General features: G+C 56.1%; 26 protein-coding genes and 1 pseudogene. 10 read left to right on the top strand and 17 right to left on the bottom strand.

What is annotated here, in order from left to right; translation table 11 throughout:
- The first annotated feature begins 193 nt into the window (after nt 1-193).
- Complete coding sequence (locus tag AAGR08_RS10855) at nt 194-757, top strand: methyltransferase (RefSeq protein WP_097094185.1); 564 nt, start codon at nt 194-196, stop codon at nt 755-757.
- Here the strand turns inward: AAGR08_RS10855 and AAGR08_RS10860 are convergent.
- A complete protein-coding gene (locus tag AAGR08_RS10860) occupies nt 745-1,470 on the bottom strand; it encodes a glutamine amidotransferase (protein ID WP_097094186.1) in 726 nt (241 codons plus the stop codon). The two genes, AAGR08_RS10855 and AAGR08_RS10860, sit on opposite strands and share 13 nt — an antisense overlap.
- Before the next feature lie 190 nt (nt 1,471-1,660).
- Between AAGR08_RS10860 and AAGR08_RS10865 the strand changes: the two genes are divergently transcribed.
- Together AAGR08_RS10865 and AAGR08_RS10870 are read left to right on the top strand one after the other, a co-directional pair.
- Complete coding sequence (locus AAGR08_RS10865; protein ID WP_345826854.1) at nt 1,661-2,545, top strand: EamA family transporter; 885 nt, start codon at nt 1,661-1,663, stop codon at nt 2,543-2,545.
- A gap of 47 nt (nt 2,546-2,592) precedes the next feature.
- Nucleotides 2,593-3,954 carry a CoA transferase gene (locus AAGR08_RS10870; RefSeq protein WP_345826855.1) on the top strand — a complete coding sequence of 454 codons (1,362 nt, stop codon included), beginning with the start codon at nt 2,593-2,595 and terminating at the stop codon, nt 3,952-3,954.
- A gap of 3 nt (nt 3,955-3,957) precedes the next feature.
- On the opposite strand, the gene AAGR08_RS10875 is transcribed toward AAGR08_RS10870, so the two are convergent.
- The 3 genes from AAGR08_RS10875 to ghrA are packed head-to-tail and all read right to left on the bottom strand — an operon-like array spanning nt 3,958 to nt 6,246.
- Nucleotides 3,958-4,518, bottom strand: a complete 561-nt coding sequence (locus tag AAGR08_RS10875) for a molecular chaperone (RefSeq protein WP_345826856.1) — start codon at nt 4,516-4,518, stop codon at nt 3,958-3,960.
- 27 nt (nt 4,519-4,545) lie between these two features.
- Entirely contained in the window at nt 4,546-5,283 is a 738-nt protein-coding gene (locus AAGR08_RS10880) for a phosphatase (RefSeq protein ID WP_097094190.1), read from the bottom strand.
- A gap of 24 nt (nt 5,284-5,307) precedes the next feature.
- A complete protein-coding gene (ghrA, locus tag AAGR08_RS10885; protein WP_345826857.1) occupies nt 5,308-6,246 on the bottom strand; it encodes a glyoxylate/hydroxypyruvate reductase GhrA in 939 nt (312 codons plus the stop codon).
- Nucleotides 6,247-6,453: 207 nt separating this feature from the next.
- Here ghrA and treA point away from each other — a divergent pair, with 207 nt between their 5' ends.
- Together treA and AAGR08_RS10895 are read left to right on the top strand one after the other, a co-directional pair.
- Nucleotides 6,454-8,133: an alpha,alpha-trehalase TreA gene (gene treA, locus AAGR08_RS10890; RefSeq protein WP_345826858.1), complete on the top strand. Its 1,680-nt coding sequence runs from the start codon at nt 6,454-6,456 to the stop codon at nt 8,131-8,133.
- 265 nt (nt 8,134-8,398) lie between these two features.
- On the top strand, nt 8,399-10,498 hold the full coding sequence (locus tag AAGR08_RS10895) for a TonB-dependent siderophore receptor (RefSeq protein WP_345826859.1): 2,100 nt from the start codon (nt 8,399-8,401) through the stop codon (nt 10,496-10,498).
- A gap of 65 nt (nt 10,499-10,563) precedes the next feature.
- Here AAGR08_RS10895 and AAGR08_RS10900 read toward each other — a convergent pair whose 3' ends face one another.
- On the bottom strand, nt 10,564-10,812 hold the full coding sequence (locus tag AAGR08_RS10900; protein ID WP_008102737.1) for a GlsB/YeaQ/YmgE family stress response membrane protein: 249 nt from the start codon (nt 10,810-10,812) through the stop codon (nt 10,564-10,566).
- A gap of 185 nt (nt 10,813-10,997) precedes the next feature.
- On the opposite strand from AAGR08_RS10900, the gene AAGR08_RS10905 reads away from it, so the two are divergent.
- Nucleotides 10,998-11,732, top strand: coding sequence for a flagellar brake protein (locus AAGR08_RS10905; RefSeq protein ID WP_097094194.1), 735 nt, complete (start codon nt 10,998-11,000; stop codon nt 11,730-11,732).
- A gap of 42 nt (nt 11,733-11,774) precedes the next feature.
- Here AAGR08_RS10905 and AAGR08_RS10910 read toward each other — a convergent pair.
- From AAGR08_RS10910 to AAGR08_RS10940, 7 genes and pseudogenes are all read right to left on the bottom strand, one after another.
- A pseudogene (locus AAGR08_RS10910) lies at nt 11,775-13,248 on the bottom strand (FGGY-family carbohydrate kinase).
- A gap of 2 nt (nt 13,249-13,250) precedes the next feature.
- Complete coding sequence (locus tag AAGR08_RS10915) at nt 13,251-14,195, bottom strand: transketolase C-terminal domain-containing protein (protein ID WP_345826860.1); 945 nt, start codon at nt 14,193-14,195, stop codon at nt 13,251-13,253.
- The gene (locus AAGR08_RS10920; RefSeq protein WP_345826861.1) at nt 14,188-15,021 is read right to left on the bottom strand and encodes a transketolase; all 834 of its coding nucleotides are present in this window, start codon (nt 15,019-15,021) and stop codon (nt 14,188-14,190) included. Before AAGR08_RS10920 ends, AAGR08_RS10915 begins: the two co-directional genes overlap by 8 nt.
- An 88-nt stretch (nt 15,022-15,109) precedes the next feature.
- On the bottom strand, nt 15,110-16,216 hold the full coding sequence (locus AAGR08_RS10925) for an ABC transporter permease (RefSeq protein WP_345826862.1): 1,107 nt from the start codon (nt 16,214-16,216) through the stop codon (nt 15,110-15,112).
- A 1-nt stretch (nt 16,217) separates the two neighbouring features.
- Nucleotides 16,218-17,732 (bottom strand): sugar ABC transporter ATP-binding protein, encoded by a 1,515-nt coding sequence (locus AAGR08_RS10930; protein WP_345829899.1) that lies wholly within the window; start codon nt 17,730-17,732, stop codon nt 16,218-16,220.
- Nucleotides 17,732-18,331 (bottom strand): DUF2291 family protein, encoded by a 600-nt coding sequence (locus AAGR08_RS10935; RefSeq protein ID WP_097097552.1) that lies wholly within the window; start codon nt 18,329-18,331, stop codon nt 17,732-17,734. The genes AAGR08_RS10930 and AAGR08_RS10935 overlap by 1 nt, the downstream gene beginning before the upstream one ends.
- Nucleotides 18,332-18,344: 13 nt before the next feature.
- Entirely contained in the window at nt 18,345-19,286 is a 942-nt protein-coding gene (locus AAGR08_RS10940; protein ID WP_176519116.1) for a D-ribose ABC transporter substrate-binding protein, read from the bottom strand.
- Nucleotides 19,287-19,469: 183 nt separating this feature from the next.
- Between AAGR08_RS10940 and AAGR08_RS10945 the strand changes: the two genes are divergently transcribed.
- Nucleotides 19,470-20,420: a sugar-binding transcriptional regulator gene (locus AAGR08_RS10945; protein ID WP_097094199.1), complete on the top strand. Its 951-nt coding sequence runs from the start codon at nt 19,470-19,472 to the stop codon at nt 20,418-20,420.
- 79 nt (nt 20,421-20,499) lie between these two features.
- On the opposite strand, the gene emtA is transcribed toward AAGR08_RS10945, so the two are convergent.
- Nucleotides 20,500-21,129 (bottom strand): membrane-bound lytic murein transglycosylase EmtA, encoded by a 630-nt coding sequence (emtA, locus tag AAGR08_RS10950; protein WP_097094200.1) that lies wholly within the window; start codon nt 21,127-21,129, stop codon nt 20,500-20,502.
- Between the two features lie 163 nt (nt 21,130-21,292).
- On the opposite strand from emtA, the gene ldcA reads away from it, so the two are divergent.
- Nucleotides 21,293-22,216, top strand: coding sequence for a muramoyltetrapeptide carboxypeptidase (gene ldcA / locus AAGR08_RS10955; RefSeq protein ID WP_345826863.1), 924 nt, complete (start codon nt 21,293-21,295; stop codon nt 22,214-22,216).
- A gap of 23 nt (nt 22,217-22,239) precedes the next feature.
- Nucleotides 22,240-22,902: an MBL fold metallo-hydrolase gene (locus AAGR08_RS10960; RefSeq protein ID WP_345826864.1), complete on the top strand. Its 663-nt coding sequence runs from the start codon at nt 22,240-22,242 to the stop codon at nt 22,900-22,902.
- Here the strand turns inward: AAGR08_RS10960 and AAGR08_RS10965 are convergent, their stop codons facing one another.
- From AAGR08_RS10965 to AAGR08_RS10980, 4 genes are all read right to left on the bottom strand, one after another.
- Nucleotides 22,903-23,316, bottom strand: a complete 414-nt coding sequence (locus AAGR08_RS10965; RefSeq protein WP_345826865.1) for a GNAT family N-acetyltransferase — start codon at nt 23,314-23,316, stop codon at nt 22,903-22,905.
- Nucleotides 23,317-23,338: 22 nt separating this feature from the next.
- The gene (locus AAGR08_RS10970; RefSeq protein WP_345826866.1) at nt 23,339-23,722 is read right to left on the bottom strand and encodes a hypothetical protein; all 384 of its coding nucleotides are present in this window, start codon (nt 23,720-23,722) and stop codon (nt 23,339-23,341) included.
- A gap of 132 nt (nt 23,723-23,854) precedes the next feature.
- On the bottom strand, nt 23,855-24,076 hold the full coding sequence (locus AAGR08_RS10975; RefSeq protein ID WP_097094205.1) for a YgdI/YgdR family lipoprotein: 222 nt from the start codon (nt 24,074-24,076) through the stop codon (nt 23,855-23,857).
- A gap of 165 nt (nt 24,077-24,241) precedes the next feature.
- Entirely contained in the window at nt 24,242-24,421 is a 180-nt protein-coding gene (locus tag AAGR08_RS10980) for a hypothetical protein (RefSeq protein ID WP_008108187.1), read from the bottom strand.
- A 199-nt stretch (nt 24,422-24,620) separates the two neighbouring features.
- Between AAGR08_RS10980 and AAGR08_RS10985 the strand changes: the two genes are divergently transcribed.
- Nucleotides 24,621-24,950, top strand: a complete 330-nt coding sequence (locus AAGR08_RS10985; RefSeq protein ID WP_097097554.1) for a hypothetical protein — start codon at nt 24,621-24,623, stop codon at nt 24,948-24,950.
- The last annotated feature ends 38 nt before the right edge of the window (nt 24,951-24,988 follow it).

The following is a 24,988-nucleotide window of genomic DNA, read 5'->3' on the forward strand; positions in this document are numbered from 1 at the left end:
GGGAATCCGGCGCAATAGACGGTGCGATGCGCGATAAACAAGGCGCTTAACCGATCGGCATGACGTTATTTATTGCGCGCTTTTGCGCAACAGGCGCCAGATAATTCCGAGTTTTCCCGGTGATGCTGCAAAAAACGAAACATAGGCGAAATATGCGGTCAATATGAAGCAGGATACTAACCAGGAGAAACAGATGTTGGCTTCAGCCCTGACGTTAATGCGCGCCAAAGCGAACTTTGTTCAGCAATTTATCCGCAACCCGCGCAAAATGGGCAGCATCACGCCCTCTTCCGCCGCGCTGTGCCGCACCATGTGTGATGCGGTGAATTGGGATCACAGTTTGCGTATCGCTGAACTCGGCGCCGGTGACGGCGTACTGACGCGCCATTTGCTGGCCCGCATGTCGCCGCAAGCCCAGTTGGATGTGTTCGAAATTAGCCCGGAGCTGGTTAAAAGCCTGCGCGGCTTACCGGACCCGCGCATGCAGGTGCGCGCCTGTTCTGCGGAGTATCTTTCCGGCGAATATGATGTGATTTTTTCTGGTTTGCCGCTGCTGTCATTGCCACCGGCAACGCGCGATAACATTTTGAATGCGGTGCATGATGCGCTGGGTCCACGCGGCGTATTTGTGCAGTTTCAATACACCTCGTTTACCCAGCCTAATTTGTCACGCTACTTTACCTGGGAGCGCCAACGCGTGCTGAAGAACATGCCACCCGCATGGGTTTACCGCTGCACGCGGCATTACGCACCTTGAGCCTGCACGCGCGGCTGCAGCCGCGTTTGCTGCCAGAAGCTGCGCAACAGTTCACGTGACCAATCTTCGCCTGTTAATGGCGTGCCGTCATCGCTGATGCCAGCCGGTAAACAGGCAGTCATGATGCTGCGGGTAAACTCGGGATGAAATTGTACCGACAGCGCCTGCGGTGAATAACGCAAAATCTGGCAGCCATCGAGCGCCGAACTCGCCAGCACCTGCGCATGGGGCGGCGGCGTTAATACCGATTGGCGATGTGACAGCCACGCCTGGAATTCACCCGGCAAAGGGGCCAGCCACGGATCGCTTTTTGCCCAGTCGCTACACGTGAGCGGTTTGAGCCCACGCTCCCAACCATTCGGGTTATCGCCCACTTTGCCTCCCAGCGCATATGCCATCAGCTGATGGCCGTAGCAGACGCCAAGCAGCGGCAATTCGGATTCGAGCGCGCCCCGGATCCATGCCGCAGTACGTTCGCTCCAGTCGGCGTGATCGGTCACCATCGCCCAGGAACCGCTGAGAATCGCACCGCTGACGCGGTCAAACGCCGGAAAATCATCGCCAAGATGCGGACGCACAATCACATAATCATCGGGCTGCAGTTGCAGCGCGTCGATAAACCACTGAGGTTGTTCACCAATTTGCGCCACAACCTGCTGCGGCGGAACGTCGAGTTGAATCAGGGCAAGGGGTAAAGCGCGGGTCTGTGTCATGCCGAATACGTTCCTCATAATGGTCGTGTTTCGGACATCCACTTTGCCAGTAAATCAGCGACATGTCTTATTTTTTTCCTGCATAAGCGCATGCGCGAAAGAAAAAATTTTGCCGCCTGTGCCCGAAGTCATCACCTTCATGCCATCATTAGGCGGAGCTTATTTTGATTAATCCGTGAAGGAAGACATTGTGGCAGTGCGGCATTTTTTTATGGTTCTGATGGTGGTTTCCATCTGGGCCTTCAACAACGTGGCGGTAAAGTGGGGATTACTGGAACTTCCGCCGCTGTTTCTTACCTGGATGCGCTTTGTGGTGGTGGCGATGGTGCTGATCCCCTTCTGCCGCATCACCCGCCAGCAACTCCCCTGGCTGCTGACGCTGGCGTTCACCTTCGGCTTTATGCACTTCTCGCTGCTGTTTGTTGGCATGCGCTACACCGATGCCGGCACCGGAGCCATCGTGGTGCAACTCGGTACGCCGATTGCCATGCTGCTGGCGATGGTAATATTAAAAGAGAAACTGCGGCTGGTGCAGTTGATAGGTATCGCCATTTCGTTAAGCGGCGTGGCTGTGCTCTCGGGCAGTCCAACCATTCCTGCCTGGTGGGTGTTGTGTATCTTACTGTGCAGCGCCTTTGGCTGGGCAATCAGCAATATGATTGTAAAAAAATCGCCGCCGATCAAACCTCTGACGCTCACCGGTTGGATCTCCTTCCTCGCCGTGCCCATCGTTGGCGCGGCTTCCTGGCTCACTGAATCACAGCAGTTTTATGCGCTGAGCCACGCGGGCTGGCGCGGCTGGTTTGGCATTCTTTACAGCGCTATCGCCTCGTCTATTGTGGCCTATACGCTGTGGTACGCCTTACTGAAGAAATATAACGTCAACCTGATCATGCCCTACTCGCTGCTGACGCCGGTGCTGGCGGTGCTGATGGGCGTGCTGGTGCTCGGCGATAGCATGAACAGCTTTAAAATTCTCGGCGCTTCGCTGGTGATTTTAGGTACGGCAATTGCGGTGATTAACCTGCGCAACCTGCGCATGCACGCGCGGTTTCCGCGTTTACGCCGTCGTTAAATTCGCTCTGCTATGCTTGAGTTTCGCGCGTTATCCGGAGACTCAACATGGATTATCAACGTGCTGCCGCGCTGTGGCAGCAAATGTGGCAGGGATTGCGTGGCGCGGACCCGCTTCCCACGCTCACTTTTCTCCAACCCGATACCTTCGCCTCTGCCTTCGCCGTTAGCGAACTTGCGGCCACCAGTATTGGCCTCGCTAGCCAGGCGCTGAGCGATTTACTTGGCCAATCCCGGCCGGTGAGCGTCAATGTACGCCTCGCTTCACGCTGGTTTCAACACAGCGTTGTCCCCTTGAATCGTCCACCTGCCGCGCTTTGGGATGAATTTGCCGGTGATTATGCCAGCGCCGACGGGTGGATCCGCCTGCATACCAACGCCGCGCATCATCGGGCGGCAATGGAGCAGGTGCTTGGCCAACAGGCCAACCGAGCCGCTCTGGCGCATGCCGTGGCGCGCTGGCCCGCCGCCGCGCTGGAACAGGCGGTGATTGAGGCAGGCGGCTGCGCCGCGCAGATGCGCAGCGAAGCGCAATGGCTGCAGCACCCGCAAGGCAGCGCGGTGCAACAGGAACCGCTGATCGCCCAGCAGGCCAGCGACGCAGCGCCAACGCCAGATTGGCCATTATCGCCCGCGCGGCCGCTGCTCGGCGTACGCGTGCTGGACCTCACGCGGATCATTGCCGGCCCGGTGGCGACACGCTTTCTTGCCAGCCTTGGCGCAACGGTGCTGCGCATCGATCCGCCGAACTGGCAGGAGCCGACGCTGGAAGAAGATATCACCTACGGCAAACGCTGCGCGCGTCTCGACCTCAAATCCCGCGCGGGCCGCGAACAGCTGTGCCAGCTATTGCAGCACAGCGATGTACTGGTACACGGTTACCGCGCTGATGCGTTGGAAAAATTGGGGCTGGATGCGGATGCCCGACGCCAGCTGGCGCCAGGGCTGGTGGATGTCAGTCTGAATGCGTGGGGATGGAGCGGCCCGTGGCGCAACCGGCGCGGATTCGATAGCCTGGTGCAGATGGGCTGCGGCATTGCCGAGCAAGGCATGCGCTGGAGCGGCAGCGGCAAGCCGACACCGCTGCCGGTGCAAGCGCTCGATCACGCAACCGGCTATCTGATGGCGGCGGCGGTGCTGGAAGGTTTACGTCAGCGTCTTACGCAAGGGGTGGGCTGGCAGGCACGTTTGTCACTGGCCCGCACCGCGCGTCTGTTGCAGCAGCACGGCGCCGCACCGGGAAATCGGCAAAACGGTATTCATGCACAGCACGATGACGCACTTAGCACCATTGAGATTAATCAGTGGGGGATTGCAGAGAGATTGCGTGCCGCGGCATATCTGCCCGGCACGCCAATGATCTGCGCTACGCCAGGCGTGAAGCTCGGCAGCAGCGCAGCAAGCTGGTGATACTCAGGCGTCGTCGCCCTGCTCTTCGTTCAGCTCGTCGTACATCGCCTGAATCGCTTCCCGGCTGAGCGCCGCCAGCGTGCGATAAAATGCCGTGGTAGCGTGAGCTTCCACTTTGCCAAGGAAGGCGCCGCACCACGGCAGCAGATACTCGTCGAACAGCGCCAGCTGCGCAGCGGATTCATCCTCTGCCGACTGATCTTCCAGCCACGATGCCGCCAGCAGCAGCACGCCGAAATGATCGGCCGGTGCGTCGCTCAGCGGCATGCCACGTGCGCTAAGAAATGCGCGCACGTCCGCTTCAGCGACACCGTTCGGCCACTGTGACGCATACGGCGGAACGCTGCACTCGCCGCCAACAAACAGCGCGTTATAGTCAGCAGCCAGCGCCTGCGGATCGCTATTCTGCTGCAAACGCGACAACAGTTCGTCCTGCTCTAGCGGCCACTGCTGTTGCAGTTTGCCTTCACGTAGCAGAGTGAATAGCGGCACCAACAGCGGATCCTGAGGTTGACGATTAAACAGCGAACCGATGACGCGGCAGAGAATGGAAAACTCATTCATGCAACAGAATTCCTTGAGGCAAAAAAGTTAAAAATCAGCAAATTCAGCAATGTGTTTGCCGGTGCGCTGTTCGAGGAAATCGAGCAGGCGACGCGGCGTGACATTTAACACGCGATCTTCAGGAAAATCCACTTCGCGGGTGATGCGAAGGCAGTGTTCGAAATGTCCGAGCGTGAATGCCGTATGCGAATCAGAACCAAACGCCAGACGACCACCCGCATCGCGCACCGCTTCCGCAATGGCGCGGCAGTTTGGTTCGCTGCCCGGACGCGAATGGGTGAACGAGGAGTTATTGATCTCCAGCGCCACATCGTAATGCGCCGCAGCTTCAGCAATTGCGCGGATATCCACCGGGAACTTCGGGTTGCCGGGATGCGAAATAATATGCACCTGCCCGCCCGCCATCGCCGCAATCATCGCTTCGGTGTGATGCGCTTTATCGCGCGGCGCATACACCGGTTCATGGAAGCCCGCCACGATCAAATCCAGCGCGTCCAGCATCGGGCCGCTGCAATCAATTTCGCCCTGCTGATTTTTAATGTTGGCTTCAATACCGCGCAACACGCCGACGCCATCAATCACGCGTGGCCAGATACGCATGTTGACAAAGTGCCAATAATGCGGCGCATCGGCCATATCCGGACCGTGATCGGTAATCGCAAACAGTTTCAAGCCGTTTTGTTTCGCCTGAGCGACATAATCATGCAGCGTGCTGTAAGCATGGGTACTGGCGACGGTGTGCATATGTAAATCAACGGGATACATCTTCATCTCCTGACTCAATGTGAATTAATAACCGCGTCGGCGATCGACCAAACCGCTCGGCTGTTGGCCTTGCTGCACAGCAAGTATGGCAGCCGCAATGTAATCCATCGCCTCACCCGGTAAAGTAATGGCCGCAGTATGTGGCGTAATTGTGACATGCGGATGAGACCATAACGGATGATCCTGCGGCAGCGGCTCGGTCTGGAACACATCCAGCGCTGCGGCGGCAAGCTTGCCGCTGTTCAACGCGGCCAGCAAATCGGCTTCTACCACATGGGCACCGCGCGCCAGATTAAGGAAACAGGCACCGTGCGGCAACACGCGCAGCAATTGGCTATCGATTAAGTTCGTGGTCTCCGGTGTGGTGGGCAGCAGATCGATCAGCACCTGGGTGCCATCGAGGAAAGCATTCAGCCGATCGCGTCCGTGGAAACTCTGCACGCCGTCAATCTGTTTGGCGGAGCGGCTCCAGCAGCGCAACGGGAATCCCCACTGACGCAGGCTTTCCAACACGCTGCGGCCAAGGACACCCGCGCCCAACACGCCAATGGTGAAGTTTTCGCGATCGATAGCGTCAAGCTCCTGCCACTGCGCCCGCTGTTGCTGCTGACGGTATTCAGCGAAACGGCGGAACCACCCCAACACGCACCAGTTGGCATACTCCTGCATCTGACGCGCCATGCCGGTGTCTTCCAGGCGGAACAGCGGCACGTCATCAGCTAGCATCTGGGGATTGTCGCGCAGCTGTTTGAGGATTTCGTCTACTCCTGCCCCCATCGCAAACACGCCTTTTAGCTCACGCCCCGCCAGCATCTCAACGGGCGGGGAACGTACCACCGCATAATCGGCCGGCGCATTGTCGCCCGGCTGCCACTGGCGCACGCGCGCTTCGGGTAAACGTTGCTGCAAACCGTCCAACCAGCTTTGCGGCGCCAGCGACGGGTGATACCAGATAATCTCCATACTGCTCTCCTTTTTTTGCCTTCAGCCTCAGGCAAATAGCGATACAGGGCAAGCAAAAACCGTCGCCTCACGCAATTTCTCGCGTGATTAATTCAGGATGCTTCACATTTCCACCGCTATGCGAGGCTAAGCGGCGCGATAACGACTAAAGTTGTTCGGGTGGTCAATGCGTTAGCACACCACCTTTTCGGACAAGGAGAAAAACCGATGATAAAAAATGCCGTATTTACGCCCGCGCGTCTGACTTTTTTATTGAGTGCCGCGCTGCTGGCGGGTGCCAGCGCCGCACACGCCGATGACCAAAGCCGCATGCTAAGCAACCAACCGCAGCCACCGGATGTGCGCCTGGGACCGTTGTTCAATGCGGTACAGCAGGCTAAATTTTACCCTGATCAGAAAACCTTCGCCGACGCGGTACCGAAATCGAATCCTTCTTCGATTCTGGCCGACTGGCAGATGCAAAAAGGCCAGCGCAATTTTGATCTCAAGCATTTTGTCGATAGCAACTTTACGCTGCCACAAGAGCAGGACAAATATGTGCCGCCCTCCGGTCAAAGCCTGCGCGAACACATTAATGGATTGTGGCCGGTGCTGACGCGCACCGCACAGAGCGCCAGCCAGTACGATTCACTGCTGCCGCTGCCGAAACCCTACGTAGTGCCAGGCGGACGTTTCCGCGAGGTTTATTACTGGGATAGCTACTTCACCATGCTGGGCCTGGCCGAGAGCGGCCACTGGGATCGCGTGCAGGATATGGTGGAGAACTTCGCTACCGAGCTCGACAAATATGGCCATATTCCTAACGGCAACCGCAGCTACTATCTCAGCCGCTCGCAGCCACCGTTCTTCAGTTTAATGGTTGACCTGTTAGCGACGCATAAAGGTGATGATGTCTATCGCCAATACCTGCCGCAGCTGCAGAAAGAGTACGACTACTGGATGGCGGATAGCGACAAAGTGGCGCCCGGCCAGGCCAGCAAACGTGTTATCAAACTTAGCGATGGCACGCTGCTGAACCGTTATTGGGACGATCGTGATGCGCCGCGTACCGAATCCTGGCTGGATGACGTGACGACGGCGAACAAAGCGCCAGAGCGTAATAAGCAGCAGGTGTATCGCGACCTGCGTGCGGGCGCGGCTTCAGGCTGGGATTTCAGTTCGCGCTGGTTTACCGATGCGCATAATCTGGCCTCAATCCGCACCACCCAGCTAGCGCCGGTCGATCTCAATAGCCTGCTGTTCCATCTTGAGCAAACGCTGTCCAAAGCAGCAAAACTGGACAAGCAGGATGACAAAGCCAAAGCGTTTGCGGCGGATGCGGAAAAACGTCAGGCGGCTATCAATCGCTATCTGTGGAACGACAAACAAGGCTGGTATGCCGATTACGACTTCCAGAAAAAGCAGATTCATCCACAGCTGACGGCGGCGACGCTGTTCCCGCTTTACATGCAGGTGGCGAGCGATAAGCAAGCCGAACGCACCGCTTCCGCAGTCGAGAAACAGCTGCTGAAGCCGGGCGGTTTGGTAACGACCACGGTAAATAACGGCCAGCAATGGGATGCGCCAAACGGCTGGGCACCGCTGCAATGGGTTGCGGTGGAAGGTCTCGAGCATTATAAGCAACCGAAGCTGGCACAGCAGATTGGTCAACGCTTCCTGCAAAACGTACAGGCGACGTATGACAAGGAGCATAAGCTGGTTGAGAAGTACGTGGTTGAAGGCGCTCAGTTGGGCGGCGGTGGCGGCGGTGAATATCCGTTGCAGGATGGCTTTGGCTGGACCAACGGCGTGACGCTGAAACTGCTCGACAAATATTGCCCGAAAGACAAAACCTGTAATAGCGCCGGCGATATTCCCAATATGCCGGCGTTGACCAGCGTTAAGTAAGTTATTTCCTCATCGGTTCCCGGTGCGCATCAATGCGCACCCTACAAAAACCACTTCATCCTGTCGTAAGGTCGCCATTCATGGCGACCAAGCTTGCGCTTAATCCACCAACCTCATGCCATAAAAGGCAATCCACTCGCCACTCTGTGCCTTTTTCTCACAACCTTCTTACAACAAATTCACACCTTGAAACACCCGCATTAAAAGATAATAATTCTCAATCTAATATCGATACCTATTCCCATTAATAACAACAGGAACCCTCATGACATCGCTGTTTACCCTGAAACGTGGCCGCATGCTGTGCGCACTTGCGTTGGCATTACCCGCCGCAACCTTCGCTGAAGAATCGATTGTTGTCACGGCTCAGCCGCAAGAGAGCGCAACATCACCCACGCAAGGCTATCTCGCCACGCGCAGCAGCGGTGCCAGTAAAACCGATCAGCCGTTGATCACGACGCCGCAGTCCATTTCGGTGGTGACGCGTCAGCAGATGGAAGATCAGGGCGCACAGGATCTCAATCAGGCGCTCGGTTACACGCCAGGCGTATTCACCAACTTTGGCGGTGCCGCTACGCGCTACGACACCATCGCCCTGCGTGGATTCCACGGTGGCGATGTTGATAACACCTTCCTCGATGGCCTGCGCGTCATGAGCGATGGCGGCAGTTTCAACATCCTGCAGGTGGATAACTGGTTTCTCGATCGCATTGATGTGATAAAAGGCCCCTCTTCCGCGCTCTACGGCCAAACCGTACCTGGCGGCCTAGTGAATATGGTGAGTAAGCGTCCGCAGTTCGCTGAAGAGGGCCATTTCCGCCTTTCGACCGGCACCAACGCCACCAACAGCGCCGCGTTTGATTACACCAACGCCATCAACGATCAGTGGGCATTCCGCTTAACCGGCATCACGCGTAACAGCGATACCCAGTACGATCACACCCGTGAAGAGAAGTATGCGATTTCACCGCAGCTGATGTGGCAGCCGAGTGAAGACACCAATTTAGTCTTGCGCGCCTATCTGCAAAAAGATCCTTCTGGCGGCTATCACGGTTCGGTGCCGGCTGAAGGTACGCTTTACAGCCACAATGGCCGTAAGCTGAGCGACAGTTTCTACGAGGGCGACAGCGCCTACGATCAGTTCAAGCGCCACGAACAGATTTATAGCTATGACTTCTCACATCGCTTTAACGATGTATGGTCCGTGCATTCTACCGGCAGCTATAGCCATTCGAATACCGCGCTTGATCAGGTGTATCAAATTGGCTGGAATGCCACCAATCCGGACCTGCTGAATCGCTATTTCTCCGGCGAACGTTCTTCACTGAGCGCATGGGCTAACGACAACCAATTGCAGGCCGATTTCGCGACGGGCGCCGTGCAGCATCGCGTGACGCTGGGTGCCGAGTATCATCGCTACAAAAATGACATTACCGAAGCCAGCGGAGCCGCCAGTTCGCTGAATGCCTGGAACGGCGATGAAGTGGGCATCATGCCGGACTTCGCCTGGACCTCGCAAACGCGCCGCTACTATCAAACCGGCCTGTATTTACAAGATGAGCTGCAGCTCGATCGCTGGCATCTGGATCTTTCCGGTCGCTATGATCGCATCGTGTCGGAAAACGGCACCAGCCGTCGTCAGGACGATCACATCAGCGGACGCGCCGCACTGCTGTATGCTTTCGAAAATGGCGTATCGCCTTACGTCAGCTGGAGCCAGGCGATTACGCCAGCGTCATTAACCGATCCTAATGGTAATCAGCTGAAACCGACCACTTCCGAGCAGTATGAGGCGGGTGTGAAATATCAGCCGGTCGGGACGCGCGATATGTACACCATCGCCTTATACGATTTGACCCAGGATGATGTCGCCAACCGTAACGTGCTGGACGGTACTTATACGCCATCGGGCAAAGTGCATTCACAGGGTATTGAGCTGGAAGCACGCAATCAGCTGACCTCGCGTTTCAGCACCATCGCCGGTTACACGTTGAATCACCTGCGCTTCAAAGATTCCGTGGACGGCAACGATGGCCATACGCCGTATGTCACGCCGAACAGCATGGCGTCTTTATGGGGTCATTATCAGTTTGATTATGGCTTAAGCGCCGGTGCCGGTGTGCGCTATATCGGCAAACAGTGGGCAGATAACGAAAACACCACGCGTTTGCCATCCGTAACGCTGTTTGATGCATCGGTACGCGCGGATCTTGGTGCGTGGAATTCACAGCTGAAAGGCGCCTGGCTGCAGGTCAATGCCAACAACCTGACGGATAAAAAGTATCTGGCGGCCTGTTATGGCACCGGCTATTGCTATCGCGGCGCCGAGCGCACCGTAATGGCAACGGTAGGCTACGACTTTTAACCTGACATAAAAAAATCCGCCATCCCTGCAAGGATGGCGGATTTCATTAAATCATTTTTGCGTTGTTAACTTCGAACTTTGCGGTAAATCCACAGCACCACGATGGCACCAATTACCGCCACCACGAAACTGCCGAAGTTGAAACCGTCAACTTTACCGAAACCAAACAGGGTACTGATCCAGCCACCGACCACCGCACCTACCACACCCAACACCACGGTGATGATAAAGCCGCCGCCATCTTTGCCCGGCATAATCCACTTAGCGATGATACCGGCAATCAGACCAAAAATAATCCATGAAAGAATACCCATGTACTGCTCCTTACGTTATTAATCAATGTGTTCACCGCAACAAGTATAGACGGGATTTTTTGATCTGCCTCGCAAATTGTCGCAGTAAGACATCGTTGGCATGTTAAAGCTTAGCGTAGCGGTGCCGATAACTGACGGATAACTTTAGCGCGCGTAAAACAATAATCGGATAAGTGGAGCAGGACGTGGGTGAAGCCGATAAAGAACAATATCTCAAGCGAGGCACATTAGCGGTTTTGGGGGTCATGAAGGACCTGCTGCGTTTTCAAACGCCGCTGATGGTGAGTTTCTCACGTGGGCAGTTTATCAGCCGCCTGTTGGCAGCCGATGAGGACCAGGTGATCTTTGACCTTGGCAGCAACGCGCTTGATAACGATTTAGCGCTGCAGGGGGGCGAAGTGAATATCGCCGCAGAAACACACGGTGCGAAAGTGGAGTTTGGCCTCAGCGGTTTACAGCGTATCGACTTCGAAGGATTGCCTGCTTTCGCCGCCTCGCTGCCCGACCTGGTGTGGCAGATTCAGCGCCGCGAATTTTTCCGCGTAAACGCGCCGCTGGAGCCCGTTTTTTATTGCCACAGTCAATGGCCCGACGGCCGTACTGCGCGTTTCCGTCTGCAGGACCTGTCACTGGGCGGCGTTGGCGTGCTGTTGGACGAAGCGCTGCCTGAGGGTCTGAATCGCGGCGATACCTTTAAAAATCTCCGCGTTGACCTGGCGGAATATGGTCACTTCGAGGTGACTGCGCAGTTGCTGCACATTGGCGAACGTAGCATCGTTACCAGCAAGAATGAAACCCGCGTGACGCCACGCCTGAGCTTCCGCTTTACCGCCATCGAGCCCCTTCAGGAACGTCAGCTGCAGCAGGTGATTTTTGCGCTGGAGCGTCTGGCGCGTGATAAAGCGAATCGATTCCAGTAACCCAGGTGCGCATCAATGCGCACCCGACGAAAACCGCACCGGTCAATGCGGCTGATAGCGACAGCGTGCCACCGCATCAAACCACCCCTGATAATTATCCTGCATGCTTTTCGCCTGATCCTCACGCGGCAAAATGACGCTGCCGCCTTGCAATGCCTGCATCTCACTGCCCTGTTGCCACCAGTTAAGTTGGCGGCCCGCCAATAACGCTGCGCCCAATGCGGAGACTTCCGCCGTTGGCGCTCGCTTAAGTGGCCGCTGCAATACATCCGCCTGCAGCTGCATCAACCAGCTGTTTTCCGTGGCGCTGCCATCAACGCACAACGCTGGCAACCGCACGCCGCTAGCCTGTTCCATCGCGAAAAACACATCCGCAATCTGAAAAGCGATCGATTCCAGCGCCACGCGCGCCAGTACTTCTGGCGTCGCCGCATCGGTCAGCCCGCACACCATACCGCGCGCTTTAAGATCCCACCATGGCGCACCCAGGCCGGAGAGCGCTGGCACAAAATAGATGCCCTGATTGTGCTCGCTGCGCTGGGCCAGCGCCGTAAGTTCGCGCGGATCGCTAACGCCGAGCATGCGCCCAAGCCACGCGGCACCCGATCCGGTATGGGTGATGTTGCCTTCAAAAGCGTAGCGCAGCGTGCCGTCGTGCCAGGCTACCGTGGTGCTGAGGCCATTTTCGGTGAGCAACGGCGTCGCCATTGACATCATTAATGACGACCCGGTGCCGTAAGTCGCTTTCACCACCTCCTGGTTGCCGCTGCGCTGCGCTTGCAGCGCGGCGTGCGAATCACCGATGCGTGCCTGGCGTTAAACCGGGAATATCATGACGTGTTACCACGCCATGGGCGCTGGCCGACGGCACAATCTGCGGTAGCGCCGCGCGTGGAATGTGGAATAACGCCAGCAGTTCATCATCCCAGTCGCCGCTGTGCAGGTTATAGAGTTGGGTGCGCGCCGCATTAGCATGATCGGTAACGAAGCTTTCGCCCTGACTCAGCTGCCAGCTCAGCCAGCTGTCTACCGTGCCGATGCACAGTTCCCCGGCCTGCGCCCGCACCAAACCCTTCGGCAGCGCGGCGAGCATGCCGGTGAGTTTGGCGGCAGGAAACATTGGATCGACCGCTAATCCAGTCAGACCCGTAATACGCGGCGCTTTACCCGCCATACGTAAATCACGGCAACAGGCTTCCGAGCGACGATCCTGCCAACTCACGAGCGGCGTCAACGGCTCGCCGTTATGTCGTTGCCAGATCAGTACCGATTCGCGCTGGTTACTGATCGCCACCGCTGCCACCTCCGCGCCTGCGCACTGCGCCAGGCAATCACTCACCGCCTGTTTTACCGCCTGCCAAATCGCCAGCGGGTCCTGCTCGGCCAAACCCGGCTGCGGATGTTCCAGCGTCAGCGGCTGGCTAGCGCGCGCCACCACGTTTCCAGCGCGATCCACCGCAATCGCTTTCGCGTTGGTGGTGCCTTCATCAATCGCCAGTATCAACGAACCTGCCATTTTTACGCTCCTGCACAGATGCGCACTGCACGCTTCACCACGCTGGCTGCGTCAATGCCATGACGAGCACGCGTTGAAGCGCGATCGCCTGCAATGGCGTACTCGCCGTCCGGTATGCCCAAACGTAATAGCGGGATACCACAGCCACCTTCAGCCAGCACTTCTGCCACCAGGCTGCCGACGCCGCCGTTAACGTTATGCTCCTCCACGGTGATTACCGCTGGATAGTGATTTAACAGCTCGCGCAGCCGTTGGGTATCACAAGGTCGAATCGATGGAATGGCGATCACACCCGCGCTAATGCCTTGTTCATGCAGTTGCTCAGCGGCGTGCACCACCTCGTGAACGGTGGAGCCCATCGCCACCAGCACGATGTCATCACCTTCATGTAGAACATCAATCTGGCCAGGACGGAATTGATAGTTTTCATCGTGCAGCTGCGGCAGATCTTTGCCGTCGAGGCGGATATACACCGGGCCGACATGCGCCAGCGCGTACTCAATGATCTGGCGACACTCCAGCGGGCAGGATGGCGCATAGATTTCGATGTTGCCGAAGCCGCGCATCACGGCAATGTCGTCGATGCTGTGATGGGTGCTGGCCAGCGGCCCATAGCTGGCGCCAGCATTCAGGCCAAACAGTTTGACGTTAGTGTTGTTGTAGCAGACGTCGACTTTTACCTGCTCATTAGCGCGGGAAACCAGGAACGGCGCGGCATTACAGGTGACGGCGACTTTGCCGCCAATCGCCAGACCGGCGGCGGTGCCCACCAGCGTTTGTTCTGCGATGCCGACATTAATCAGGCGATGGGGAAACGCTTGAATAAACGGCGCGATTTTGGCGGTTGACGTGGAATCCGCCACCACCGGCACCAAATCAACGCCGCGATTCACCGCATCAATAAAAGCCTCGACCATCACCGTCGCCAGGTGTTTTGCATTACTCATCTTTCAGCTCCTCCAATGCCAATGCAATCTCTTCGCCTTTCGGCACGCGGTGATGCCACTCCGGTTTACTCTGAATAAAGGAGATGCCGAAGCCTTTTTCGGTATGCGCCACAATCACCTGCGGCTTGCCGCCGTTACGTGGCAGCTTTTCGATGGCCTCAACCACGGCAGCCATGTCATTGCCGCTACACTCGCTCACCTCCAGGCCAAAGGCGCGCCATTTTTCCGGCAGCGGATCGGTGTTCATGATGTCGCGCGTATGACCCGCCAGCTGCAGCTTGTTCTTGTCGTTGATGATCACCAGGTTATCGAGGCCGTAATGCGCCGCCACCAGCGCCGCTTCCCAGTTACTGCCCTCAGCCAGTTCTCCGTCGCCGGTGACGACAAATATGCGTCGGTCGCTGTTATCTTTCTTCGCTGCTAAGGCAATGCCGACGGCGACCGGTAAACCGTGACCCAGCGCGCCGGTGTTTAGCTCAACGCCCGGCGTTTTCTGCCGTACCGGATGGCCCGGCAGAGGTGAATCAGCATGCTGATACGTCGGCAGCCATTCGGTGGGGAAATAACCCGCTTCCGCCAGCACGCAGTAATAACCGCCAACCGCGTGGCCTTTCGACTGAATATAAATGTCTCGCTGGGGATCGTTGGTGCGATCCGGCGCGCAGTTAAGGATGCGGAAATAGAGCGCGGTCAAAATCTCCACCTGAGAGAGATCGGCCCCCGTGTGCCCACCAGCCGGGCTGCCTGCATTAAGCTGGATGATGCGGCGGCGCACGGCACGCGCTTTGGCAGCCAGATCCGCTATCGAGTAGTTGAAAGGATTCATAAACACCTCTGAATTTTAAATCGACAATGAATATATATTCCCGATAAAGAAAAAAAGGTGCAGACTCACTACGCCTGCACCCAACCGATTACCTTTTTGCCGGACTGGCACTCTCCTCAATCACCGCTTTTTGTGCCACCACTGCCGCTTTCTGCTGCATGCGACTTTGCATCTGGTCGATGATCACCGCCACGATAATCACGATGCCTTTAATCACCATCTGCCAGAACTCGCTGACACCCATCATGATCAAACCATCGGCGAGAAAGCCGATAACGAAAGCACCAATCAGCGTGCCGAGAATGGTGCCGCGCCCACCGGCCAGCGAGGTGCCGCCGAGCACCACGGCAGCAATGGCGTTCATTTCAAATGAAGTGCCGTTAGCCGGATGGCTGGCCACCAGCTGTGACGAGACCACGATGCCAGCAATGGCCGCACAGAAGCCGGAAATGGCGTATACCCAGATTTTTACCGACTTCACCTTCACGCCCGAGAGCTCCGCCGCGCGTTCGTTATCGCCAATCGCATAAACCTGACGGCCAAAGGGCAGGCGCCGCGCGACGTAAGCAATGATCAGCGCCAATAGCACCATCATCCAGATGGCCCATGGCAAACCAAGAAAATAGCCCGCGCCAATCTTGTCGAATCCGGTATTGCCCAGCAGCGTATTGCCCTGCAGACCGGGGAAGGTTTCGCCCCCCGACGTGAGCATTGCCGTGCCGCGCAGGATATACATGGTGCCGAGCGTGCAGATAAATGGCGCCACGTTGTAGCGAGTGATAATCCAGCCGTTAGCTGCGCCAATCACGCCGCCAATCAGCAGCACGATGGGCACAATCACCCACACGCTGGGGAAGATGGCGATGCCGAACATCGGCAGCACAATGCCTTTGGTAATCAGCCAACCGGCAATCATGCCGCACAGCCCGAGCGTTGCGCCGATGGAAAGATCGATGCCCGCGGTGATAATGACAAAGGTGATACCAAGCGCGAGGAAGGCATTAATGGCGATGTGTTTCACCATGATCACCAGGCTACCGGGCGCAAGGAAATCCGGCACGGTGATGGCAAAGAAGCCAACAATCAGAAACAGCGCAATAAAGGTGCGCAGTTTTAACAACAGCAATATCAGGCTTTCGCGTGAATTGAACGCTTTGCCCGGCGTTGAGAGCGCGAGCGCGCCGTTATTTTTCATATCAGAACCCTTGTGCGCTTGCTTTAACCAGCGCCGCCTCTTCCGCTTCAGCGCGCGGCAGGTCAGCAGTCAGTTTGCCGCCGGACATCACAAGGATGCGATCGGCAACGGCCATAATTTCCTTCAGGTCCGAGGTGGAGAACACCACCGCAATGCCCTGCTCCGATAACTTCACCATCATGCGGAACACTTCGCCTTTTGCACCGACGTCAATGCCGCGACTCGGTTCATCCAGCAGCAGCAAGCGCGGGTTGGTCAGCAGCGAGCGGCCAATCACCACTTTCTGCTGATTACCGCCGCTTAACGCGCTGATGGCGACATCCGGCGAGGAGATTTTGATGGCCAGATTGCCAACGGTGCTGGCCACCACGTCGCGTTCGGCCTGTTCAGAAATCACGGTGCGATGGGAGAGGCGTCGCCACAGGCTGGCGATGGTCAGATTGCTCGCCACCGACGAGATGGGAAAAATGCCTGAGCGTTTGCGATCTTCCGGGACCAGGCTCATCCCCATGCGGATGCGTTCTGCGGTGGGCAGGCGCGTCGGCAGCGGTTTGCTATCAAGCCACAGCTTGCCCAAATAGTTACGCTGGGTGCCGAGTAAGCACTCAAACAGCTCGGTACGCCCGGCGCCCATTAAGCCGTAAATGCCGACGATTTCGCCGGAACGCACCTGGAAACTGACGTCATCCACCAACGTATTGCCATTCGGGCTGACGCAGGTGATGTGTTCCGCTTCCAGCACCGGTGCGCCAAACTGCCGGTTCGCTGGCAGGAAGGTGTTAACCGGATCGCTGCCGAGCATTTCATGCACGATCCACGGCACATCGATATCGCTCACCTGGGCTTCAGCCTGAAACCGGCCGTCGCGCAGAATGGTGATCACATCGCCAATCGCCATCAACTCCTCCAGCCGATGCGAGATGTAGATGATGGAAACGCCCTGACGCGTCAGTTCGCGGATCACCCGAAATAGCATCTCTACTTCGGTTTTGCTCAGCGCCGAGGTGGGTTCGTCGAGGATGAGAATGTCAGCATCCTCCGCCAGCGCTTTGGCGATCTCCACCAGCTGCTGCTGGCCAACTTTGAGGTTGCCGACCTTCTCATCCGGTGAAATCGGCTGATCGAGGCGCTGCATCAGCGCAGCGGTGCGGCGTTTCTGCTCGGCTTCGTTGATCGGACGTATGCCGCGCTGAATTTCGCGACCAAGAAAAATGTTCTCTGCCACGCTGAGGTTTTCAAACAGGTTAAGTTCCTGATGCACCATGCCGATGCCGTGGCGCGCGGCGTCACGCGTGCTGCTGAAAGCCACTTTTTGCCCATTAAGCAGCATTTCACCACTGGTCGGCTGCTGCACGCCGGCGATAATTTTCATGAGCGTCGATTTACCCGCCCCGTTCTCGCCAATGATGACGTTGACCTTGCCGCGCCATACGCGGTAATCCACGCGATCTAGCGCGAGCGTGCCAGGAAACAGCATCGACATCTGGTTAGCCTGCAGAATGATTTCATCGCTCATCATGGATTCCCCTGCTGCAGCTGAAGTGCCACTGCATCGTCCACCGTGCCCGCGCCCATGCTGACGGCCAGCAGCGCCTGCGCCGGTTTGCCGACCCAGCTGGCATCCACCGTCGGCAACTGCTGCACCGCATGGCGATTGAGCGCTTTGGTCAGCTGCGCGTACTGCACTTGATTGGTGAACTCTTCAAAACGAAAGCCGGCGGCGTCGCGAATGGCATTGCCGCGCAACACCGGGCCAATCAACACCTTCACCGGCTTGCCGTTGATGGTCATGGTGAGGCTGCGCTCACGCTCATTGCTGTTGTCAAATGCCGTCACCGTGCCAGAGGCGCGCACGAACACGCTTGCACTGCCGCCCGTTTTGACGGTATGACTTTTGGTTTCCATATCGGCCCAGCTCAGCGCCTGTTTCTCTGCGGGCTGCTGCACGCGGCTGGCCCAGCTCGATTCCGCGATCTGCTGCGGGGTTTGATCGCGGTAACCCGGCTGCGCGTGAGGATCTTTCGGCATGATGGGATTGCCGTTGGCATCCAGATCTACCACGGTGCAGGCGGCTAACATCAGCGTCAGCAGCACGACCAACATCTTCTCCTTCATGCCGACCGCCATATTATTGCGCCAGCTTGAAGGTTTTCAGCTTCGAGGCGTTGCTGTCGTCAATCAGCACGCAATCCATCAGCTGCTTCTCTTCTTTCTGCGCGTTGCCGTTCTTCAGGTAATAATCCACCTGCTCAACCGCCATTTGCGCCTGATCCCAGCCCGGCTGCAGCACGGTAGCTTTGATATTGCCTTTGTTGATGATGGAGTCGCGGGTGTAATCACTGCCGTCGAAACCGACGATAATCACGTTGGTTTTGCCCGCCGCCTTCAGTGCCGCTTCCGCACCCAGCGCCATGGTGTCGTTACCGGAGATCACGCCGACAATGTTGGGGTTCTTCTGCAGAATGGTTTCCATCCGGCTAAACGCTTCGGTTTGGCTCCAGTTGGCACTCTGCTGTGCCACCATTTTCAGATCGGGATAATCGTCCAGCACATCGTGATAACCCTGCGAACGCACGCCCGCGTTGGTATCCGACTCTTTACCCAGCAGCTCCACATAATCGCCTTTGCCGTTCAGCAGCTTTGCGAACTTCTCCGCACCGAGCTGTGCGCCCTGATAGTTGTTAGAGACAATTTGTGCCACGGCGATACCGGTTTTGTTGATTTCACGATCGATAAGGAAGGTGGGAATACCGGCGTCTTTGGCTTTTTGTACCGGTCCAACGGTGGCATCAGCGCCGGCGTTATCAAGGATGATGGCTTTGGCTTTGCGCGCGATAGCGGTTTCGATCAACTGGTTCTGCTTGTTGACGTCATCATCATGCGAGGCCACCAGCGTGGTGTAGCCCAGCGCTTTGGCTTTTTCCTGCGCGCCGTCGGCTTCCGCTTTAAAGAACGGGTTGTCATGCGATGGCGTGATGATGGCCAGCAGCCCCTTATCAGCCGCCAGCGACGCTGCCGATATCAATATGAGTGAAGCAAGTAGAGAGACTTTAAGAACAGAGGCTTTCATTGGCGATCTCCGATTGAATATATATTCAATTATGATTTTATATGCATAGTGACTATGCGCTGCCTTAATGAGCACGTCCAATGCGCGATGTTTAAAAAGCGAAAACGATCACAAAATGTTCTGCGTTGTTATTTATCAGCGGCTGATTAACAATACCAGGCAGGTTAAGAGAGAGAAAAAACCATGGCAAAACAGGATGAACAGCGGCTGATGGTGAAAATCGCCACGCTCTATTACGTGGAAGGCAGGAAGCAGTCCGACATTGCGCAGCTGCTGAAGCTGTCACAATCCTTCGTGTCACGTATTCTCAATCGCAGCGTGAAAGAAGGCGTGGTGAAGATCAGCGTTGTGCCGCCTGCCAACGTGTTTCCCGAACTGGAAAAAGCCATTGAGCAACGGTATCAACTGCCGCAGGTAATTGTGGTGGATGTGCCGGATCAGGCATCGGCTTTGCAGATCAAACAGGCGATCGGTTCCGCTGCCGCGCACTATCTGGAAACGCGTCTGCGCGCCGATGAGCTGATTGGCATTTCGTCATGGAGCGGCACCATCCGCGCTATGGTGGATGCGCTGCATCCGCTGAGCGCCCCCTGCAAAGGGGTGATTCAGCTGCTGGGCGGGGTTGGCGCCAATGGCAACGTGCAGGCGACGATCCTGACGCAAAATCTGGCGGCGCTGCTGAACTGTCCGGCATGGCTTTTGCCATCGCAATCGATTGAGCATTCGGTGCAGGATCGCCAGCGTTTGTCGGTTAATCCCGAGGTGGCGGTGGTACTGGAGAAGTTTGACCAAGTGGATTTGGCGATTGTCGGCATTGGCGATCTTGAGCCATCCGCCCTGCTGCGTAACTCCGGCAACTATTACGACGGCGAGATGCTGCGCACGCTGGCCGAGCGTGGCGCGGTGGGTGATATTTGCCTGCACTATTTCGATGCCGATGGTCAGCCGGTGCTGAGCGCCGCAGAAGATCCGGTGATTGGTATGGAGCTGGCGCAGGTTAAACGCTGTCCGCAAGTGGTGGCACTCGCCGGCGGCAAAGAGAAAGCGCAGGCGATTCGCGGCGCGTTGCGCGGCGGCTATGTACAGGTGTTGATTGTCGATTATCCGACGGCGCGATTATTGGCAGAGGGTTAATGTGGTGCGGTTGTTAGCCAGGTCGCCATGAACAGTGCGGTTGTTAGCCAGGTCGCCATGAATGGCGACCCTACGCACATTAACCGATGGTGCGGTACGCGGTGGTGACTTTCCACAGATAACGCGGGGCCTGCGCCGCCGGATGTTTGTTCTGTACGTGTTGGTAAAACTCGTCCGGCGTCATGGCGTTGATCATCGCAATGGCACGATCGCGGTCACGCGAGAAGGTACGCAGCAGCGCGCCCGCGCCATTCGCATAGGAAACAATGGTGGCGTAACGCAGCGTCAGCGGATCGCGAATGCCGGCTAACGCTGAATCCTGCAGAATTTTCAGATACGCGGCCCCGATATCGATGTTTTTTGCCGGATCGCGCAGCTCAGAAGAGGATGGCTGACCACGACGGCCCTGCGTGCGATAAACTTCACGGCCGGCGGTCGAAGCCTTAATTTGCATTAAACCAACCGCATTGGAGCGGCTCACTACGGTGGGATTGCCTCCGGATTCGACACTAATAATGGCGCTGATTAACTTCTCATCAACGCCATAATGACTGGCGGCATCTTCGGTAAACATTGACCATGCATCATTCACTTTCGAGGGGGGTGCCTGAGTTAATGGCGTATTCTTCTCGGGCAGTGCCGGTTTCTCCGGCTCGCTTGAACAGCCAGCTAGCAACAGTGCAGAAAGCATAAGTAGGCGAATTTTCACTGATTTTTGGTTCCGCAATAGGGTTGGCGCAAGCTATCATACCTGGCGCAGCGCGATGCAAAATTACCGTTTATCCTAAATCGGTAAAAAACCTTATGCCGCCGTGACTTCGTTAACGCATTTCGTCATCATCGGCAGGCAAATAGACAGCAGGATGGAAGTTATGTTCACGCCCCGCACGCTACGTTTAATCGCCCCTTCCGGCTATTGCCACAATCAGGATGCCGCCCAGCGCGCGGTCAGTCGTTTACAGGCCGCAGGCCATCATCTGCAGAATCAATCCGCGATTACTCGCCGCTATCAACGTTTTGCCGGCGATGATGCGCAGCGGCTGAATGATATCAATGAGTTGGCAACACTGGAACCTCTGCCCGATATCATGCTGGCAGTGCGCGGCGGGTATGGCGCATCGCGTTTGCTCGATAAGATTGATTATATCGGCCTGCAACGTCGCTTGCTCAATCAGCCAGTGGCGCTATGTGGACACAGCGATTTCACCGCCATTCAGCTGGCATTGCTGGCGCAAACGGGCTTGATTACTTTCAGTGGGCCAATGCTGGCGGGCAATTTCGGCGCAGAGGCTTTATCTGAATTTACTCAGTACCACTTTTGGCAAGCGCTAACTTCGCCTACAGTCAACGTTAGCTGGCCAAGTGAGAGTCCGGATCGCGGCCCCTGGCACGGTACGTTATGGGGTGGCAATCTGGCCATGATTTGCTCGCTGATTGGTACGCCGTGGATGCCGCAGATCGAAGGCGGGATTTTGGTGATCGAGGATGTTAATGAACATCCCTTCCGCATTGAACGCATGCTGATTCAGCTACAGCAGAGTGGCATTTTGCCGCGCCAGAAAGCAATTATCACCGGCAGCTTTACCAGTACGTCGCTGTCGGCCTACGACAATGGTTTTGATTTTTCCACCGTCTGGCAGCGCGTCCGAGATGAGTACCACATCCCCGTGATTAGCGATCTGGCATTTGGTCACGATGCTGATACCGTGACGCTGCCGCTGGGTGCCAGCGCCACGTTGCAGATTGAGAGCGGAGAAGCACAGCTCGCCTTCACCGGCCACCCGACATTGCGCTAACGTTTTGCCGCAGGAGACCGACAATGAAGCCACTGTACGACGATTTGTGGATCTCCACGCCAGAATTCCCTGCCGAACAAACGGCAAGCGATTTAATGATGCATGGCTTTATGCTGCGCCATCCGCGCGGCAATTTATTAATTGGGCGCCTGGAGCATCCACTCGACCACGAATTTCTCGACGATGCGGGTGGCGTGATTCGTCACTATTTCACGCACTGGCATGAAGCGGCACCCGGCGCGCGCGCCATTCAGCAACGCTTTAATAGCGCGCTCTACTGCCATAGCCGTTCGCTGGGTCCGGTGAGTTTGGTTATCGAGCCAGATGAAACCTTTACCCAGCAAGAGACGCATTTCGGCGATTTTCATCTGTTGCCGACGCCCGGCCATACGCCCGGCAGCAGCAGCTATCTTTATCGCTCCCCGCTGGGTCATACCTATCTGTTTGTGGGTGATACGCTCACGCGTGACTACAATCGCTGGATCAGCGTACTGATGCCGGAGAGTAACCTTACTGAGCTGCAGCAGTCGCTGGAGCTCTATCGCTCTTTGCGACCCGATGTGGTGTTGATGAGCACCACGCGCGGACATCTTTCATGGGCAAAGGTGAACTTGCAAAGCTGGCTGGCAGCGATTGATGAAGCAGAACAGTCGCCGCTGGATCTGCGTCAGCGGCAGCTGATTTAACTACAGCGCTTTACTGAGATAGTGACGCTGATGATGGCGGGGATAATGATCAAGACTCAGTCGTAACGTATAGCCCAGCTTCTCGTAAAACGGACGCGCCTGGAAACTGGCGGTATCAACTTGCGCATAGCGGCAGCCGCGCGCACGCGCTTCCTCTTCTGCCGCCAGAATTAACTGACTGCCTGCCCCTTGCCCGCGCAGTTCATCACTGACCCACAGCATATCGATGCGTAACCAGTTGCCATAAGTGGAACCGGTTAATGCACCTTGTTTACGGCCCGATGCATCGGTAATAAACACGCCAATCGGTTTTAACTCATCAACGTTAATGAAGCGACTATTGTAGGTGTTGAGGCCAAGGCGGACTTCATCAAGATCCTGATGAGAGACGCTATCGGTAATGCTGAGTTGCATAACGAGCTCCTTGTAATGGCAATCACGAGTTTGGGCGGGCGTTATCGTCATAACGTTCCAGTGAAAGGATTTCCGCGTCGCGTTTTTCCGTGCGACTGCAGGGTAACAGCTTATCGCTGTCTGCGTAGACGAAAAAGGTCTCTTGATTATTTTTGTTCACAATCAACTGATCGCCATTGCGAAAACGGGTGATGGAAACCTTGTCACCCTCTTTCAGGCTGGTCCGCTGCTGCCCGGCAGCAATTTGAAAATGACGCGCAGGCCACATCAGGGTGCTCAGTCCGTACTCGGCACGTGATACCGTCATGGTAGGACGACCCGGACACGTGATTTGATATTCGGTTTCGCTCCAGGCGGGCGCAATCTGACAAGCCAGCACGCCAACGGCCATAACTATCGCCTTCATTGGATTCTCCGCTGAGGTTAAATGATGATTTCGTTGGGATTTTCGTGCAGAAGGGTAACACATTTGTGGGGATGATGAAGGCAAGCGGCCTGCAGGACGCGGGCCGCACTAAAAAAAATCAAACTGGAAAGGTCAGTTTATCGAGTTCATGTCTTTGATCTGATTGCGATTAATCTGCTGTTCTTTACCGTCAATATCTTTGTAAGTAATCATGCCGGTATCGTCATCGACCTTCGGCTTACCCTGAACCACAATGGTTTGACCATCAGTGGTATGCAAGACGTGATCGGATGCACAACCCGCCAGCAGCAGGCCAAGGCTAAAAGTACCCACTAAAAACAGTGTCTTTTTCATCTCATCCTCCTTTTGGATTCACAAACAGGTGTAGCACAGACTGTCTGAAAGAAAACCAGGAGAAAGATTAATACGTAATAGCTTTGCTGCTGGGCATCAGTCTTGTCGACTGAGCAGCAGCAAAGCTATTTGACAAAATTAATGGTGAGACGAGGGAGAGAGGATTTACTCTGCAGCCACCTGTGCGGCGACTAACATCAAGGCCAGGCCGGCCTCTTCGGCTTCAAAACGCTGCATCACTTCCTGAATGGCCGCTACGCAGTTCATGACCTGCTTTTTTTTGTCGGCTTCTAATTTGTCGATCGCGTGCTGAAGAATCATTAAACTCGCTTCTTCTTCTTTCATTCATTTACCCTTGTTTTGCTTACCCGGTGCGCAACGCTGGCAAGAATACCGTTTATCAGCTAGTAAAGTCACCCCTTTACATTTCTTCCGCTTAACGATTATACAAATGACAAATGGGAAGCAGCGTCAGACCTGCTATGATCCAGTTATCAGTACGCATTGGCGTGCCATGGCAAACCAGGGAATGAAGCAGGTGCTCATGTGGCGAATCACAGTTGTACTCACCCTTTTCGTTTTAGCTGGCTGCAGTTCGACACCAAAAGGTGTCGACTGTCCTGGTGAGGTTTCGACAATTTATGGTCAGTCGATGGGCAATACCCAGGCGCGAATCTTCGATTTGGTCAACGCCTTTGCCGTTACGCGCGATGGGGTAAAAGTCCAAAGCGGTACGCTGCACTCCACCGATCGCTTTCAGTATGTGCCCTCGGCCATTACTGCCGAAGGCTTCTATGCCCAGCGACTATCGGATAAACAGTTTCGCCTGATCAATCCTTATCAGAACACCATGATTACCTGGACGTGCCCTTAAGCCGTGCGTCGCGACGTGAGATGGTTTATTGTCTGCCC

The organism is Pantoea sp. BRR-3P (assembly GCF_039621635.1).
In the GTDB taxonomy this organism is placed as follows: domain Bacteria; phylum Pseudomonadota; class Gammaproteobacteria; order Enterobacterales; family Enterobacteriaceae; genus Pantoea; species Pantoea floridensis.